At 71.2% G+C, this 16572-nt stretch carries 16 protein-coding genes; 15 read left to right on the plus strand and 1 reads right to left on the minus strand.

The genetic code is table 11. The features are described 5' to 3' along the window. Window positions 1–72: 72 nt before the first annotated feature. The 6 genes from hemQ to hemL all read left to right on the plus strand — a co-directional run bounded on the left by hemQ (window position 73) and on the right by hemL (window position 6397). Window positions 73–828: a hydrogen peroxide-dependent heme synthase gene (hemQ, locus tag F8O04_RS00380; protein WP_158027353.1), complete on the plus strand. Its 756-nt coding sequence runs from the start codon at window positions 73–75 to the stop codon at window positions 826–828. After that, window positions 828–2084, plus strand: a complete 1257-nt coding sequence (locus F8O04_RS00385) for a ferrochelatase (protein WP_158027354.1) — start codon at window positions 828–830, stop codon at window positions 2082–2084. The genes hemQ and F8O04_RS00385 overlap by 1 nt, the downstream gene beginning before the upstream one ends. Then, entirely contained in the window at window positions 2081–3028 is a 948-nt protein-coding gene (gene hemC / locus F8O04_RS00390; RefSeq protein ID WP_225734782.1) for a hydroxymethylbilane synthase, read from the plus strand. The genes F8O04_RS00385 and hemC overlap by 4 nt, the downstream gene beginning before the upstream one ends. A gap of 39 nt (window positions 3029–3067) precedes the next feature. Beyond that, on the plus strand, window positions 3068–3994 hold the full coding sequence (locus tag F8O04_RS00395) for a uroporphyrinogen-III synthase (protein WP_158027356.1): 927 nt from the start codon (window positions 3068–3070) through the stop codon (window positions 3992–3994). Between the two features lie 4 nt (window positions 3995–3998). Then, the gene (gene hemB, locus F8O04_RS00400) at window positions 3999–4970 is read left to right on the plus strand and encodes a porphobilinogen synthase (RefSeq protein WP_158027357.1); all 972 of its coding nucleotides are present in this window, start codon (window positions 3999–4001) and stop codon (window positions 4968–4970) included. A 65-nt stretch (window positions 4971–5035) separates the two neighbouring features. Then, on the plus strand, window positions 5036–6397 hold the full coding sequence (hemL, locus tag F8O04_RS00405) for a glutamate-1-semialdehyde 2,1-aminomutase (protein ID WP_158027358.1): 1362 nt from the start codon (window positions 5036–5038) through the stop codon (window positions 6395–6397). A gap of 62 nt (window positions 6398–6459) precedes the next feature. Here hemL and F8O04_RS00410 read toward each other — a convergent pair whose 3' ends face one another. After that, window positions 6460–7314: an IclR family transcriptional regulator gene (locus F8O04_RS00410; RefSeq protein ID WP_158027359.1), complete on the minus strand. Its 855-nt coding sequence runs from the start codon at window positions 7312–7314 to the stop codon at window positions 6460–6462. Between the two features lie 129 nt (window positions 7315–7443). Between F8O04_RS00410 and F8O04_RS00415 the strand changes: the two genes are divergently transcribed. The 9 genes from F8O04_RS00415 to F8O04_RS00455 all read left to right on the plus strand — a co-directional run bounded on the left by F8O04_RS00415 (window position 7444) and on the right by F8O04_RS00455 (window position 16531). After that, window positions 7444–8106: an ABC transporter permease gene (locus F8O04_RS00415; RefSeq protein WP_158027360.1), complete on the plus strand. Its 663-nt coding sequence runs from the start codon at window positions 7444–7446 to the stop codon at window positions 8104–8106. Beyond that, window positions 8103–9203, plus strand: coding sequence for an ABC transporter ATP-binding protein (locus F8O04_RS00420; RefSeq protein WP_158027361.1), 1101 nt, complete (start codon window positions 8103–8105; stop codon window positions 9201–9203). Before F8O04_RS00415 ends, F8O04_RS00420 begins: the two co-directional genes overlap by 4 nt. Then, window positions 9200–10006, plus strand: coding sequence for an ABC transporter permease (locus tag F8O04_RS00425; protein ID WP_158027362.1), 807 nt, complete (start codon window positions 9200–9202; stop codon window positions 10004–10006). Before F8O04_RS00420 ends, F8O04_RS00425 begins: the two co-directional genes overlap by 4 nt. A 65-nt stretch (window positions 10007–10071) precedes the next feature. Next, window positions 10072–10995 (plus strand): glycine betaine ABC transporter substrate-binding protein, encoded by a 924-nt coding sequence (locus tag F8O04_RS00430; RefSeq protein WP_158027363.1) that lies wholly within the window; start codon window positions 10072–10074, stop codon window positions 10993–10995. Beyond that, complete coding sequence (gene fae / locus F8O04_RS00435; RefSeq protein WP_158027364.1) at window positions 10995–11528, plus strand: formaldehyde-activating enzyme; 534 nt, start codon at window positions 10995–10997, stop codon at window positions 11526–11528. The genes F8O04_RS00430 and fae overlap by 1 nt, the downstream gene beginning before the upstream one ends. Continuing rightward, window positions 11518–12528: an NAD(P)-dependent oxidoreductase gene (locus tag F8O04_RS00440; protein WP_158027365.1), complete on the plus strand. Its 1011-nt coding sequence runs from the start codon at window positions 11518–11520 to the stop codon at window positions 12526–12528. Before fae ends, F8O04_RS00440 begins: the two co-directional genes overlap by 11 nt. A 91-nt stretch (window positions 12529–12619) precedes the next feature. Further along, window positions 12620–13417 carry an SDR family oxidoreductase gene (locus tag F8O04_RS00445; protein WP_188726361.1) on the plus strand — a complete coding sequence of 266 codons (798 nt, stop codon included), beginning with the start codon at window positions 12620–12622 and terminating at the stop codon, window positions 13415–13417. 118 nt (window positions 13418–13535) lie between these two features. Further along, window positions 13536–15011 (plus strand): FAD-binding oxidoreductase, encoded by a 1476-nt coding sequence (locus F8O04_RS00450; protein ID WP_158027366.1) that lies wholly within the window; start codon window positions 13536–13538, stop codon window positions 15009–15011. Window positions 15012–15016: 5 nt separating this feature from the next. After that, window positions 15017–16531, plus strand: a complete 1515-nt coding sequence (locus F8O04_RS00455; protein WP_225734783.1) for an FGGY-family carbohydrate kinase — start codon at window positions 15017–15019, stop codon at window positions 16529–16531. Window positions 16532–16572 lie beyond the last annotated feature (41 nt).

Here is a 16572-nt window from a genome sequence, read left to right on the forward strand (position 1 = left end):
GGATGCTCGATCGGGGGCATCCGTGCCTCGCGCACGTGCGCCACCGCAAGGAAGGTTCATAGACTAAAGGCCATGACTCACAGCGATCCCGCAGCCACCGCCGCCCCCGCCGGTGCCGAAGCAGCCACCGCCGCACCCGCCGGTGGTGATCTGCCGCTCACGCAGTACGCGATGTACGCGGTCTTCCGTCGAGACACCCGCAACGACCTCGAGCTCTCTCGGCGCGACATCGAGCGCGCGATCGAGTCGGTCGACGGAGTGACGGCCGAGGCGGCGGAGATCGGGGTGACCCTGCGCGGCATCTACGACATCTCCGGGTTCCGGCATGACGGCGAGGTGCTGCTGTGGCTGCACGGTGAGACGCCGGAGAACCTGCAGTGGACCCTTCGGCAGTACCGCCGGCTCGACCTTTTCCACCCGCTCGTGCCGACCTGGCAGGCCGTCGGCGTGCACCGCGCGGCTGAGTTCAACCCGCGCCACATGCCGGCCTACATGCTCGGCAAGGAGCCCAAGCAGTGGGTCACGGTGTACCCGTTCGTGCGCTCGTACGAGTGGTACCTCCTCCCGGAGGAGGAGCGTCGCACGATGCTGGCCGACCACGGCCGGCGGGGGGCCGCGTTCACGTCGACGCTCGCCAACACGATCGCGTCGTTCGGCATCAGCGACTACGAATGGCTGCTGGCCCTCGAGGACGACGAACTCATCAACCTCGTCGACATGATGCGCGACCTGCGCCAGACCGAGGCGCGCCTGCACGTGCGCGAAGAAGTGCCGTTCTATACGGGCCGCCGCATCACCTCGGCCGAACTGATCGAGGTCCTGCAGTAATGTCGCCGCGCGGCATCAAGCCTGCGCCGGCCACCTCGGCGCCCCTCGAACCGGGGGCCCTGGTGAGCGCGGCCACCGAGCCCGCGCAGTCGGGCGACCCGCACATCGAGTCGCCGGTCGCGTACGACGGCATCCTGCTGGCGTCGTTCGGCGGACCGGAAGGCCAAGACGACGTGTTGCCCTTCCTGCGCAACGTGACTCGCGGCCGCGGCATCCCGGACGAGCGCCTCGAAGAGGTCGCCGTCCACTACCGGCACCACGGCGGCGTCAGCCCCATCAACGACCAGAACCGCGAGCTCAAGATGGCGCTCGAGGCCGAGCTCGCGCGGCGCGGCGTCGACCTGCCCGTGTTCTGGGGCAATCGCAACTGGAATCCCTACCTGAACGATGCCCTCCACGAGGCGTACGCCGCGGGGTGCACCAAGCTGATCGCGTTGGCGACGAGCGCCTACTCGTCGTACTCATCGTGCCGCCAGTACCGCGAAGACTTCGCGGACGCCCTTGAGGACACGGGCCTCCAGGGCGTCGTGCAGGTCGACAAGGTGCGGCAGTTCTTCGACCACCCCGGCTTCGTGACGCCGTTCATCGACGGTCTCCGCGACGACCTCGCGAGTCTCCTCGCGGCTGACGAGACGCTGGCGCTCGCCGACGTGGAGGTGCTCTTCACGACGCACTCGGTGCCGACCGACGATGCGCTCCGCTCTGGCGCCCGTGACGTCGACTACGGCGAGGGCGGAGCGTACGCGGCGCAGCACCTGGCGGTCGCCGAGGTCGTCGCGGTGTCGGCGCTCAGGTCGCTGGCGGAGCGCGACGACGTGGTCGCCCGCGGCCTGCCGGATCGGCTGAACTCGCAGCTCGTCTATCAGTCGCGGTCGGGCCCGCCCACGCAGCCGTGGCTCGAGCCCGACATCAACGACGTCATCGAGGGCCTGCCCTCGCACGGCCGCCGCGCCGTCGTGGTCGTGCCGATCGGGTTCGTGTCCGACCACATGGAGGTGCTCTGGGACCTCGACAACGAGGCGAAGCAGTCCGCCGCGGAGGCCGGGCTCGCCTTCCGGCGCTCGGCGACCCCCGGGGTGCACGCGAGCTATGTTGCCGGCCTCGTCGACCTCGTGCTCGAGCGACGCGACGGCGTGCCCGTCTCGGAGCGCCCCGCACTGACGCAGCTCGGCCCCTGGTTCGACGTGTGCCGGCCCGGATGCTGCGAGAACGTCCGTCTCGGGTTCAAACCGGCCACGGCGGGGCTGCAACCGTGAGCGCCGGCGCGAACGTGAGCATCCGGATCGGCACGCGGGGCAGCGCGCTCGCCGTCGCGCAGACGAGCACGGTCGCCGACCGGCTCGGCGACCTCGCCGGGCGCGACACCGAGCTCGTGCGGGTCACGACGCACGGTGATGTCTCGCGCGCCTCGCTCAGCAGCCTCGGCGGCACGGGCGTGTTCGCCGCCGAGCTGCGCTCCACGCTGCTCGAAGGCGGATGCGACGTGGCCGTGCACTCGCTGAAGGACCTGCCGACGGCGCCGGCGGGTGGCCTCGAAATCGCTGCGTACCCGCCGCGCGAGGATGCTCGCGACGCCCTGTGCTCAGCCGGGGGTGGCGCAGGCTCTCGGCTCTCGGAGCTGCCCGCCGGTGCGAAGGTTGGCACAGGCTCGCCGCGCAGGGCCGCACAGCTGCGCGTGAGGCGCCCGGACCTCGACGTGCGCGATATTCGCGGCAACATCGAGACCCGGCTGCGCTTCGTGACGGATGGCGAGCTCGATGCCGTCGTGCTCGCGTGCGCGGGCCTCGACCGGCTCGGCCTTGCTGGCGTCATCACGGAGCGGTTCGAGCTCGATGAGTGGCCGACCGCGCCGGGTCAAGGATGCCTCGCCGTCGAGGTGCGGGCGGGCGAGGCGATCGCCGGCGTCGCAGACCTCGACGACCCCGCGACGCGGGCGGCCGTGACCGCCGAGCGGCTCGTGCTCGCGGCGCTCGAGGCCGGTTGTGCCGCGCCCGTCGGCGCGACCGCCCGGCTGGCCAACGGTGAACTGCGGTGCTCGGCTAGCGTTTATGCCGTCGACGGCTCGAACGTGCTCACCGCCTCAGCCTCGCGGTCCGTCGACGGCGAGAACGCCGCCCTCGCGGCGGCCGTGACGCTGGCGTCCGAGGTGAGCGAGGCGCTGCTCGCGCAGGGTGCGGCCGACCTCGTCGCATCGGCGTAACGTGAAGCGCAGAGTGCCTTCGGGTTTCCAGGGAGAGTGATGATCAAACCGCTCCAGGGGTGGAAGATCCTGGTGCCGCGCGGCGGCACCTGGGGCAATGACGTCGCCGACGCGGTGAACGCCCGGGGCGCTTTCCCGATCGTCGCGCCGCTCATCAACTTCGCCAACCCGTCTCCGGAAGACGCGCGCATCCTCAGCGCGTCGCTCGAGCGCCTGCAGGCCGGCGCCTACGACTGGGTCGTCGCGACGAGCGCGACGGCGGTCGACGTGCTCCTCTCCCACGGCGTCACGATTCCCGACTCGACGCTCGTCGCAGCGGTGGGCGAGACGACGGCGGCCGGCCTCGGCGCCGGCGGTTACCGGGTCGACTTCGTGCCGACGCACGACAACTCCGCGAAGGGCATGCTCAGCGAATGGGTCGAGGCGCGGCGCGGCATGCCGTCGCTCCGGGTGCTGTGGTTGCGCAGCGAGATCGCCAAGCCCGTCGTCGCCCAGGGACTGCGCCGCCGTGGCCACCAGGTCGACTCGGTCGTCGCCTACCGCACCGTCGGCGTTCCCGTCGCCGAGAGCATCCGATACGACATCTCGCACGGCCGCATCCGCGGCATCCTCGTGACCTCCGGGTCGGTGGCCGGGCAGATCCACGGGCAGTTCAGCCCACTGCCCCCCGAGGTGAAGCTGGCCGCGATCGGCCCCCGCACGGCCAAGGACGCGCGCGAGCTCGGCCTGCGGATCGACGTGATCGCGCAGCAGCGCACGGTCGCGTCCCTCCTCGATGGGCTCGAGTGGCTCGCCCTCGGCGGCGCCATGCCCGCGACCGCCGCGGTCGACATCAGCGAGCTCATGGAAATCGAGCGATCGCACGCCGAGTCGGCGAACGGCGAGGACGAGCACCGTGCGGACGAAGGCGACGAGGACGACGACGCGCGAGGGGACACCGACGCGCAGGACGCCGCAAAGGAGTGACCGAATGCCAGTGATCCGCCCCCGCCGCCTGCGGCAGACGCCCGCGTTCCGCGCCATTGCGCGCCAGACGCGCGTGCACCCGAACGAGCTGATCCTGCCCGCGTTCGTGCGCGAGGGCATCGGCGCGCCCGTCGAGATCTCGTCGATGCCAGGGGTCGTGCAGCACACGCTCGATTCGCTGCGCCGAGCGGCCGTCGACGCCGCGGACGCCGGCGTCGGCGGCATCATGCTGTTCGGCGTGCCGGCCGTGCGCGACGCGATGGGGACGGGCGCGACCGATCCCGACGGCATCCTCAACGTCGCGACAGCGGCGGTCGTCGCGGAGGTCGGCGATGCACTCGTGGTGCAGACCGATCTGTGCCTCGACGAGTTCACCGACCACGGGCACTGCGGCGTGCTGGATGCCCGCGGTCACGTCGACAACGACGCGACACTCGAGCGGTACGCCGACATGGCCATCGCGCAGGCCGAGGCCGGAAGCCGGCTCGTCGGCATGTCGGGCATGATGGACGGCCAGGTCGCGGTCGCGCGCGAGGCGCTCGACGCGGCCGGGCACCAGGGGATTGCGATCCTGGCGTACTCGGCGAAGTACGCCTCGGCGTTCTACGGGCCGTTCCGCGAGGCCGTCGACTCGCAGCTGCAGGGCGACCGGCGCACGTACCAGCTCGATCCGGCTAACGGGCGCGAGGGGCTGCGTGAGGCCGCGCTCGACCTCGCCGAGGGCGCCGACGTCGTCATGGTCAAGCCGGCAATGCCCTATCTCGACGTGCTCGCGGGCGTGGCGGCGAGCTCGCCCGTGCCCGTGTGGGCGTACCAGGTGTCCGGCGAGTACGCGATGCTGGAGGCCGCCGCACGCAATGGCTGGATCGACCGCGACGCCGCCATCGCCGAGGCCGTGCTCGGCATCCGCCGGGCGGGCGCCGACGCCGTGCTGACCTACCACGCGACCGAACTGGCGCTCGCGCTGCGGGGGTAGGCGCAGCATCCCGGCCCCGCGCGGGCCGGCGTACCCGCACACCTGCCCGCACCGAGGAGGCCACGATGACCCTTTCCCAGCCGCAGTCGACGGCCTGGTTCGAGCGCGCCTGCGCCGTGACGCCGGGCGGCGTGAACTCGCCCGTGCGGGCGTACGGCGCAGTCGGCGGGGTGCCCCCGTTCATCGAGTCGGCGTCGGGGCCCTATGTGCGCGACATCGACGGCAACGAGTACGTCGACCTCGTGTGCGGATGGGGGCCGATGCTGCTCGGCCACGCGCATCCCGCCGTCATCGACGCCGTCCGCGAGACGGCGGCGCGAGGCCTGTCGTTCGGCGCGCCCTCGACGGGCGAGGTCGAGCTCGCTACCGAGATCGCGGGCCGCGTCGGGCCGGTCGAGCAGGTGCGGCTCGTCTCGACGGGCACCGAGGCCACCATGACCGCGCTTCGTCTCGCCCGCGGTGTGACGGGGCGCGACCTCGTCATCAAGTTCGAGGGCTGTTACCACGGCCACTCCGACGGGCTGCTGGCCTCGGCCGGTTCGGGCCTCGCGACGCTCGCGCTGCCGGGGTCGGCCGGCGTGCCCGAGGCCGTCGCCGCCCAGACCATCCTGGTGCCGTACAACGACCTCGAGGCCGTGCGCGCGGCCTTCGAGTCGCACCCGGGTCGCGTCGCCGCCGTCATCACCGAGGCCGCACCGGCCAACATGGGCGTCGTGCCGCCGTCAGCGGGGTTCAACGCGGGGCTCGCCGCACTCTGCCACGAGCAGGGTGCACTGCTCGTGTGCGACGAGGTGCTCACGGGCTTCCGCACGGGCCCGGCCGGCTGGTGGGGGGTCGAACAGGGCCGAGCGGGCGCCGACGCCCGCTGGGCCGCCGACATCTTCACCTTCGGCAAGGTCATCGGGGGCGGCATGCCGGTCGCGGGCCTCGGCGCGTCGGCCTCGATCATGGCGCACCTCGCACCGCAGGGCCCCGTATATCAGGCGGGCACGCTGTCGGGGAACCCGGTCGCCGTCGCGGCCGGCCTGGCGACGCTCCGTTCGGCGGATGCCGCGGCCTATTCTGCCGTCGACGCGGCGGCCGAGCGCGTGATCGCGATGACGACCGAGGCCTTCGCGGCGGCCGGCGTCGCGCATGCCGTGCAGCGCGTCGGCAACCTGTTCTCGTTCGCCTTCGGCGACGGGGCCGCCCTCGGGTGGACGGGCGCGAACGGCGGCCCCGCGAACGAGGCCCAGGTGAAGCGCCAGGAGGCGTGGCGCTGGCCGGCGTTCTTCCGCTCGATGCTCGAGGGCGGCGTGAACCTGCCCCCGAGCGTGTTCGAAGCCTGGTTCCTGTCGGCGGCGCACGACGACGCGGCGCTCGACCGCATCGCGTCGGCGCTGCCGGCGGCCGCCGCCGCCGCGGCGGCCGCGCCCCGGCCCGAGTAGGTGGCCGCCCTCCTCGCTGAGACCCCGGCGGGGCGAGGACGCCGCGCGACGGAGTTCCGTCGTCAGGGTGCCCCGAGGGCTGCCGAGAGCTCCGCGCCGACGCGCGCGATGTAAACCCCGAGCCGGGTCGCGTCTGAACCGAGGCGGGAGATCGGGGCGCTGACGTTGATGGCGGCAACAACTGCGCCCGAGAAGTCGGAGATCGGTGTCGATGCCGCGACGATGCCCCGCTCGAGCTCTTCGACGGACAGCGCGTAGCGGCGCTCACGGATTCTCGTGATCTCCGCGACCAGGCTCTCGTAGTCGCGCACCTGGTCGGGGCCCGTCGGCGGCTCGTCGATCACGGCGAACGGCGACGACAGCAACCCTGCATGCGCGCGGCCGATGACGGGCGACTCGGCCGCGTGCTCTTCGAACCACGCCCGCAGTGAGATCTCGTCCCAATCGCTCAGCAGAGCCCGGCCGGATGGCGTGCGCCAGGCCGAGGTCGTCACCCCCTCCCACCCCGTCGCCCGGAACTCGTGGGGGCTGAGCTCGCTCATGACGGTGAGCACGTGACCGCCGCGCAGCACGTTGAGGCTGGCCGTCTCGCGCGTCTCTCGTGCGATGCGCCGGAGCGTCGGACTCGCGGCCGACGTGAGACGCGCCTCGCGCGTGTGCGCCGCGAGCGCGTAGATGCGGGCACCAAGGCGGTACGCCTGGGTCGCGGGATCGCGCTCGACGAAGCCCGCCTCGGCGAGAGTGGCGAGCGACCGAGAGACGACGGCCTTGTCCCGCCCTGTGAGTTCAGCGACGCGAACGACGCCGAGCCCGTCGGCGCGCAGGGACTCGGGCGAGCCGAGCACATCGAGCAGTTCGACGTCGCGGGCCAGCCCTGACGCGTTTCGCCGCGCGGGCTTGGGAGTCGTATCGGGCATGACTACACGCTAGCCCAAGTTGCCATAGTGACAACACCCATTGTGAAAATGGAAACTCGGTCGTAGCGTTGTCGGAACGACGGGCGCTCCCCACCGACGCGGAGCGACGCATCGGAGGTGAGGTGCGGCATGGACGGCTTCGACGTCGAGGGATTCTTCGTGTTCATCGGCCGGCGCTGGGAGGAGATCCTGACGCTTGCGGGCGAGCACCTGGCGGTCGTACTGCTCTCCGTGGCGATCGCGGCGGTCATCGGCATCGGGCTCGGCATGATCGTGTGGGATCGGCCCGCGGCTCGCAGCGCCGCCGTCACGACCGCGGCCATCGCCATCACGGTGCCATCGCTCGCCCTGCTGGCGCTGCTCAGCCCCGTACTCGGTCTCGGGTGGGGCGCGACCATCGTGGCGCTCGTGGTCTACGCCTTGTTGCCGATCGTGCGCAACACGGCCGTCGGGCTCGGCGAGGTTCCTCGTCACGTGCTCGAGGCCGCCAGCGGCGTCGGGATGTCGCGCACCCGCATCCTGGTGTCGATGCAGTTGCCGATCGCGTGGCCCGTCATTCTGACCGGGATGCGCGTGGCGACGCAGCTGTCCGTCGGCGTCGCCGCGATCGCCGCGTACGTGGCCGGGCCCGGCCTCGGCACCTACATTTTCCGCGGGCTCGCGACCCTCGGCTCCAAGAACGCCCTCAACTTCGCGCTCGTCGGCACGCTCGCGACCATCGTCATCGCCCTGCTGCTCGATGCCCTGTTCGTGCTCCTCGCCCGCTCCACGACCTCAAAGGGACTTCGATGAACGCCCCCACTCGCAGTGCGACCACCACGACGTCCGGCACCGACGCCATCCGGGCCATCGCCGACGCGACCTCCGGCGTCGGCATCGAGCTCGACCGGGTCACCAAGCAGTACCCCGGCCAGGAGCGCCCCGCCGTCGAGGACTTCAGCATGACCGTCAGGCCCGGAGAACTGGTCATGTTCGTCGGTCCGTCCGGGTGCGGCAAGACCACGACCATGAAGATGATCAACCGCATCATCGAGCCCACTTCCGGGTCGATCCGCATCGCCGGACACGACGTGCTCTCGCTCGAGCCCAACGAGCTGCGACGCCACATCGGTTACGTCATCCAGCAGATCGGGCTCTTCCCGCATCTCACGATCCACGAGAACGTGGCGACGGTGCCGAAGCTGCTCGGCTGGTCGAAGGCACGGATCGACGAGCGCGTCGATGAGCTGCTGCGCGTCGTCGATCTCGATCCCGGCGTGTACGCGCGGCGCTTCCCCAAGCAGCTCTCCGGCGGTCAGCAGCAACGGGTTGGGGTCGCGCGGGCGCTGGCAGCCGACCCGCCCGTCATGCTCATGGACGAGCCCTTCGGCGCGACCGACCCGATCACGCGGGAAAGCCTGCAGGCCGAGTTCCTCCGGCTCCAGGAAGACATCGGCAAGACGATCATCTTCGTGACCCACGACTTTGATGAGGCCATCAAACTCGGCGATCGGATCGCCGTGCTCAGCCAGCGAAGCCAGATCGAGCAGTTCGACACGCCCTCGAACATCCTCGCGTCACCGGCGAACGACTACGTCTCGTCGTTCATCGGCAAGGGAACGGCGCTCAAGCGGCTGGCGCTCGTCGACCTGACGCACGTCGACCTGATCGACGCGACCACCGCCACGTCATCGCTCGAGGTCGACCAGCGCGACACCCTTCGCGACGCCCTCGACATGCTCGTCCGCTCGGGCGCCTCGAGCGTGCGGGTCACGCGCGACGGCCGGGCCGTCGGTGCGATCGACTTCGACACGATCTCCGCGTACCTCGACGGGCAGGGCGTTCGAGGGGCGACGCCGGCGGGCGACGAGGCCCGTGAGCTCGGTCCGGATACGGAGGCACGGCTATGACCGGCACGCACGTCGCGGAATCGGCGACGACCATCGTCGACCTATCCGCCACGACGCCCGGCGACGAGCCGCGCGGGGGAGCCGCCAGGTGGTTTCGACGGCTCGCCCCGCTCATCGCCGTCGTGATCGTCCTCGCCCTGCTCGCCCTGTGGATCTCGTCGCGCGAGCTCGACTCCATCGAGCAGCGCACGCTCAACTGGGATTACCTGCTCGCCCGCACGCGTGAGCACCTGGTGCTCACGTTCGTGGCGTCGGCGCTCGTCGCGGCGCTCGCGATCCCAATCGGCATCGCGGTGTCGCGCTCGACCTCGCGCATCTTCCGCGGAATGGTCGGCGCCATCGCGAACATCGGACAGGCGACGCCTGCGGTGGGTCTCATCATCCTGCTCGCGATCGCATGGCAGACCGGCTTCACGACGGCCCTCGTGGGTATCGTGGCCTACTCGTTCCTGCCAGTGCTGCGCAACACCGTCGCAGGGCTCGACCAGATCGAGCCGAGCGTGCGCGAGTCCGCCCGCGGAATGGGCATGACATCGGGCCAATCCCTCTGGCGCATCGAGCTCCCACTGGCGTCGCCGGTCATCATCGCCGGGCTCCGCACAGCCCTCGTCTTCGCCGTCGGCGTCGCGACGGTCGCGACGTTCATCAATGCCGGCGGCCTCGGCGACATGATCGTCAACGGCCTCAAGCTCCAGCGTTACCCCGTCGTGGTCGTCGGGGCCGTCCTCGTCGCGGCCATCGCCGTGCTCATCGACTGGTTCGCCGGGCTCGTCGAGGAGCTCGTGAAACCGAAGGGCCTCTGACCCCAGACGCGCCCGACCGCGGAAGCGCCCCCGCGCATCCGCCCATCCCACCGAAAGGAACGACCATGAAGAAGACGTGGAGCGCGCTCGCGCTCGTCGCCGCCTCGGGCCTCGCCCTCACCGGATGCTCGGGAGGAGGCGCCGCCAGCGGCTCGCAGGGCGATGAGCTCGAAGGACTCACGGGCGTCATCGGCGCGAAGGACTTCGCCGAGCAGTATGTCCTCGCCTACATCACCACGGAGCTCTTCAACGCGCACGGCGCCGACGTCGAGGCGAACATCGAGCTCGTCGGATCGACGAACGTGCGCCAGGCCCTCGAGAACGACCAGTTCCTGGGCTACTGGGAGTACACCGGCACGGGGTGGATCACCTACCTCGGCGAGACCGAGCCAGTGCAGGGCGCCGAGGAGCAGTACCAGGCGGTCGCCGAGGCCGACCTCGACGAGAACGGCATCGCCTGGCTCGAGCCGGCGCCGCTGAACAATACGTATGCGTTCGCAGCACTCACGGAGACGGCCGAGGAGCTCGGTGTCACGACGCTGAGCGACGTCGCGGCGCTGCCGGAGGACCAGCAGACGTTCTGCATCGAGAGCGAGTTCTCGACGCGCGACGACGGCTGGCCCGGCCTCCGCGACACATACGGCTTCGCCGACAACACGGCGATGCTCGACACCGGTGTCATCTATACGGCGACGGCGGCCGGTGACGATTGCACGTTCGGGGAGGTCTTCGAGACGGACGGGCGTATCCCCGGCCTCGGCCTGACGGTGCTCGAGGACGACCTCGAGTTCTTCCCCAACTACCAGGGCTCGTTCACGCTCAAGCAGACGACCCTCGACGAGTACCCCGCGATCGCCGACGTGATCGGACTCGTGGCGCCGCTGCTCACGACCGAGGTGATGCAGCAGCTCAACAGTCAGGTCGACGTCGAGGGCGAAGACCCACAAGATGTCGCGATCGACTGGCTCACCGAGCAGGGGCTCATCTGATGGCGGCCGCGCTCGAACTCGGCGAGTCTTTCATCGGCGACGGCGTGAATGCCGCGCACATCAACACGGTCCTCGGGCCGCGTGACGGCGCCGCCGGCACCGCCTGGGCGACGGCGCTCGCATCGCCGAGCGCCGGCCACGTGCCGTTCGTGGCGGTGCTACGCCCGTCGCTGCCCGTCAAGCCCCTGACGCTCTTCGTCTCGAAGTCCGCCCCGATCGACGACCGGCACGGCGAACTGATCTGGGGGCCCGCGCAGGCGGGCGTCGCGGCCGGGGTGGCCGACGCCCTCGCGCGCGGATCCATCCCCGATGAGGCCTCCGACACGCACGTCGTCATCGCCGCCGTCTGGGTCAACCCTGGCGCCGACGACGCCGACACCGTGTACCGCAACAACCGAGAGGCCACACGCCGTGCCATCGAGGCCGGTGCGGCGAGGCTTCCCGCAAACGCAGACGTCGTCGAGGCGCGGCAGGCACCCGTCAACCCCTTCTACACGGCACCACCTCTGAAAGGCGACCCGAATGACCGCTAACCGCCCGACGGTCGGGTTCATCGGACTCGGCAACATGGGCGCGGGCATGTCCCGCAACCTGCTGCACCACGGCTTCCCCCTCGTCGTCACCGACGCCCGCGCCGAAGCCGGCGCCGCCCTGCTGGCCGCCGGCGCATCCTGGGCCGGAACGCCCGCCGATGTCGCGGCCCGCAGTGACCTCGTCATCACCATGTTGCCGACCCCGCCCATCGTCCGCGGCGTCGCCCTCGGGCCGGGCGGAATCCTCGAAGGGATCCGCGACGGAGGCACCTGGATCGACATGTCGACCTCGGTGCCCGAGGTCGCCGACGAGGTGCGGGCCTTCGCGGACGAACGCGGCATCACGATCGTCGACGCCCCCGTCAGCGGCATGTCCGTCGGAGCCGCGAACGGCACCCTCCAGATCTTCGTCGGGGCGGACGCAGACGACTTCCGGCGCATCCTGCCCGTTCTCGAGGCGATGGGTGACCCGCAGCGGATCTTGAACGTGGGCGGCCCCGGTGCCGGCTATGCCGTCAAGCTGCTCATCAATCAGCTGTGGTTCTCGCAGCTCGTCGCGACGGCCGAGGTGCTGGCCGTGGGCGCGCGGGCCGGCGTCGACCTCGAGGTGCTGCGCCAGGCGCTCATCGCCAGCCCTGCCAACAGCGCCTTCGTCGAGCGCGACGTGCTGTCGGTGCTCGACTCGGGCGACTACGACGAGGGATTCGCGATCGCCCTCGCCTGCAAGGACCTCGGGTTGTCGGTCGACCTCGCGCGCAGCGTCGGGGTGCCGGTCGAGCTCTCGTCGCTCGTCGAGCAGGTGTACCGGCGCGCCCGGGCCGCCTACGGCGATGCGGCAGGCGAAATGACGCCGATGCGCCTCTACGAGGACCTCATCGGCGCCCCGCTGCGACGCGTTCCGCCGAGCGACCCCATGCCGCCGAGCGGCGCGGTCTCGCCGAGCGACACGGTCCAGCCGAGCGGCGCGCTGCCGCAGGGGCCGACGCCGGTCGCCGCGTGACCGGAGCGTGGCCGCGCGTCGATGTCACGCGGCCACGCGCCGCTCCCGTGAACCCACCGCACCCACGATCGTGGCAACCGCGACCGTGCCCATGACCAAGAAGGACCACCGCGTGGAGATCACCGACTTCTCACTCGCCAGCTTCTCGCTCGAGGGCCGAACGGCCATCGTGACCGGCGGCAACAGCGGTCTTGGCCAGGCGTTCACGCTGGCACTCGCCGCGGCGGGCGCGAACGTGTTCGTGCCGAGCGTCCACGACGACGGGGGCGAGACGGCCGAGCTCGTCGCGGAAGCCGGGGCGGAGCACGCGGGCATGCTGGCTGATCTGACGGCGCCCGGCGGGCCCGAACGGGTCATGGCGGGGGCCGTGGATGCCTTCGGTCGCGTCGATGTCCTCGTCAACTCGGCCGGCATCAACGTCGTGGCACCCTGGCGCGACTTCGGGCGCGCCGAATGGGATCGCATGCTCGCCGTCAACCTCACCGCCGCATTCGAGCTCGGACGGCTTGCCGCCCAGCACATGAGCGACCGCGGCTCGGGCAAGATCATCAACATCGCGTCGCTCTACTCGTTCCTCGGCGGTCTCGGCTCGCCCGCCTACGCCGCGACGAAGCACGGCATCGTCGGCTTCACGCGCGCCTATGCCGACGAGCTCGGCCCGTGCGGCGTGCAGGTCAACGCCATCGCGCCCGGCTATTTCGAGACGGCGCTGACGGCGGCGACGCGCTCCGAGCCCGAGACCAGCCGGCGCATCCTCGAGCACGTACCGTCCGGGCGATGGGGTGAGCGGGCCGACCTCATGGGCGCCGTCGTGTTCCTCGCGAGCCGAGCCTCCGACTACATCACGGGCCAGGTGCTCACCGTCGACGGGGGCTACCTCGTGCGCTGAGCTCCCGCCGCGTCCCGCGCCTCCGCCGCTGCATTTGCTGCGCGGCCGCAGCCGCGGCATCCGTGCCCGCAGCATCCACCACGCCATCACCACGCACCGCGAACGAAACGAGGACCACATGGTCGTGCCCACCTTCACCCGGCCGACGCCGACGATCGACCGCGACGCCATCGTCGACCGGCTCACCGAGCTGCTCGGCGCCGAGCAGGTCGACACCGACGAACAGCGCCTCCGCGAGGCGAGCGTCGACCGATTCCACAAGTACGAGGCCGCCCACGGCATCTTCGATGGGCCGATCCCCGCTGCCATCGCCTACGCGGCGTCGACCGAGCAGGTGCGCGACGTGCTCACGTTCGCTGACCGGCACCGCGTCAACGTCGTGCCCCGCACCGGCCGCACGGGCACAGAGGGCGGGCTCGAGACAGCCGCGCACGACACGATCGTGCTCGACTGCTCCCGCATGGACCGGGTCATCGAGATCGACGAGCAGAACATGATGGCGACCGTGCAGTGCGGGGTGCCGCTGCAGCGGCTCGACGACGAGCTCCGCGCCCGCGGGCTCACGACGGCGCACTCGCCGCAGTCGAAGCCGCTCGCTCAGTTCGGCGGGCTCGTCGCGACACGTTCGATCGGCCAGCTCTCGACGCTCTACGGGGGCATCGAGGACATGGTCGTCGGCCTCGAGGCCGTCTTCCCCGACGGCAGCATCACGCGCATCAAGAACGTGCCCCGCCGTGCGGCCGGCCCCGATATCCGCCATGTCGTCATCGGCAACGAGGGTGCTCTGTGCGTCGTAACCGAGGTCACCGTCAAGCTGTTCCCGTACGAACCGCAGAACCGGCGCGCGCTCGGTTACATCGTCGACCGCTTCGCCGACGGCATCGAGGGCCTGCGCCGTGTCGTGCAAGCCGGCTACCGGCCGAGCGTGTGCCGCGTGTACTCGGAAGACGACGCGGCCCAGCACTTCAGCGACGTCGCGGAGGGCAAGCCGGTCGTGGTCGTCGTGGCCGACGGGCCCAGGCGTCTCGCCGACGCGACGGCCGAGGGCGTCGTCGAGGTGTTCGAGGGAATTCCGCACCGCGCGCTCGAGCCGTCCTACGTCGAGCACTGGCTCGACCATCTCAACTGGGGGCCCGAGAAGATCGACGCCGAGCGGCGCGACATGCTCGAGCACCGGCGCCTCGGCTACACAACCGAGGTCGCGATCGACTGGTCGCGCACCAACGAGCTCTACGAGTGCGTTATGCGGCGCATCCAAACCGAATTCGCCCGGGCCGACGACCTCTTCCTGCTCGGCGCGCATTCCTCGCACAGCTACCAGACGGGCACGAACCTGTACTTCGTGTACGACTACCGCATCAACTGCGAGCCCCGCGACGAACTGCACGAGTACCACGAGCCCATCAACGCGATCATCGTCGACGAGGCGCTCCGGCTCGGCGGCTCGATGGTGCATCACCACGGCATCGGCAAGTACCGCACGCCCTGGACGAAGCAGGAGCACGGCAGCGCTTACCGCATCCTGGCTGGGCTCAAGCGGGAATTCGATCCCAACGGGGTCATGAACGCGGGCACGATCTACCCGGTCGAGTGATCGTGGTGTCGCGCGGGGACGATGCGGGCTCGGGGAGCGGCGGGCCCCTGCTCCTCTCCATCGACAACGGCTCGCAGAGCACCAAGGTCACGATCGTGGATGCCGCGGGCGGCGTGGTCGCGCGCGGTCGGGCGAGCCTGCGCCCGCCGGAGCATCCGGCACCGGGCCGGGTGGAGCATCCGGACGACGATCTCTGGGACTCGATCGTCGACGCGTGCCGTCAGGCCATGGCGGCGTACGGTGGAGATCCCTCGCGCATCGTCGCGGCAGGGCTGTGCACGATCCGCTTCTGCCGCGTACTGCTCGATGCGAGCGGCGCGCTCGCGGCGCCGGTGATCAGCTGGATGGATGAACGACTCGCCCGTCCATACGAGCACCGCGACGACCGGGTCGCCTACGTGTCGACCTCGACCGGCTACATCGCCGGCCGGCTGACCGGCCGGCTCACGGATGCCGCCGGCAACACCGAGGGCCGGTGGCCCGTCGACCACGACGCGTGGCGGTGGAGCGCCGACGACGCGGTCATCGCCAGCGAGGGGCTGCGGCGGGAGCAATTGTTGCCGCTCTTGCTGCCTGGCGAGCTGCACGGGCGCGTGACGGCCGCGGCCGCGGCCGCTAGCGGGCTGCCGGAAGGCCTGCCCGTCTACGCGACCTCGAACGACAAGGCGGTCGAGGCCCTCGGGTCGGGTCTCCTCGACGGCGGCGAGTTGCTGCTGTCGCTCGGCACCTACGTGGCGACGATGACGCCGGGCGAGCGCGACTTCGCCCCGCAGCGCGTGCAGGGCGTCTGGCGCAACTTCGGCGCGGTGCCGGGCGGTACCTACTACGAGAGCGCCGGCGTGCGCCGGGGCATGTGGACGGTCAGCTGGCTCCGCGACCTCGTGCTCGGGCCGCGGGCGGGGGAGACGGCAGCACCCTTGGGTGGCGCTGACGGCGAGCGGGAACGCGTGCTCGACGCGGAGGCGATGGATGCGCCACCTGGCGCGGGCGGGCTCGTGACGGTGCTCGACTGGCTCGCGCCGCCCGACGAGCCGTGGCGGCGCGGAGCCATGGTGGGCTTCGACGGGTCGCAGGGCCGCGGGCACCTCTATCGATCCGTGCTCGAGGCGCTCGCCCTCACGACGGCCGATGCGGCGACCGAGCTGCTGCGCGAGCTCGGACGTACGCCCCGCGCGCTTATCGTCGCGGGCGGTGGGGCCCGGTCCGACCTCATGCTGCGCATCCTTGCTGCGACCTACGGGGTGCCCGTGCGCCGCACCCGCTTCGCCGACGGCGCCGGCATGGGCGCGGCCATCGCGGCCGCGGTCGGCGCCGGCGTGCATGAAACGTGGGATGACGCCGTCGACGCGATGGTGCACGTGGCCGACGTCGTAGAGCCCGAGCCGGCGCTCGTCGAGGCCTACCGAGACATCGCGGCCCGCCACCGCGCGATCCGCGCGGGGGTGCGGGGGATGCTCGACGACATGGCGCATCGAGGTTCAGGCCCGGGCCTGGGCAAGGAGCTCGAGACCGACGGGTGAGCGACTCGAGCGCCGGGCCCCGCGGGGCGTCCGCAACGCCC

The sequence above is a fragment of the Pseudoclavibacter endophyticus genome (genome assembly GCF_008831085.1).
In the GTDB taxonomy this organism is placed as follows: domain Bacteria; phylum Actinomycetota; class Actinomycetes; order Actinomycetales; family Microbacteriaceae; genus Pseudoclavibacter; species Pseudoclavibacter endophyticus.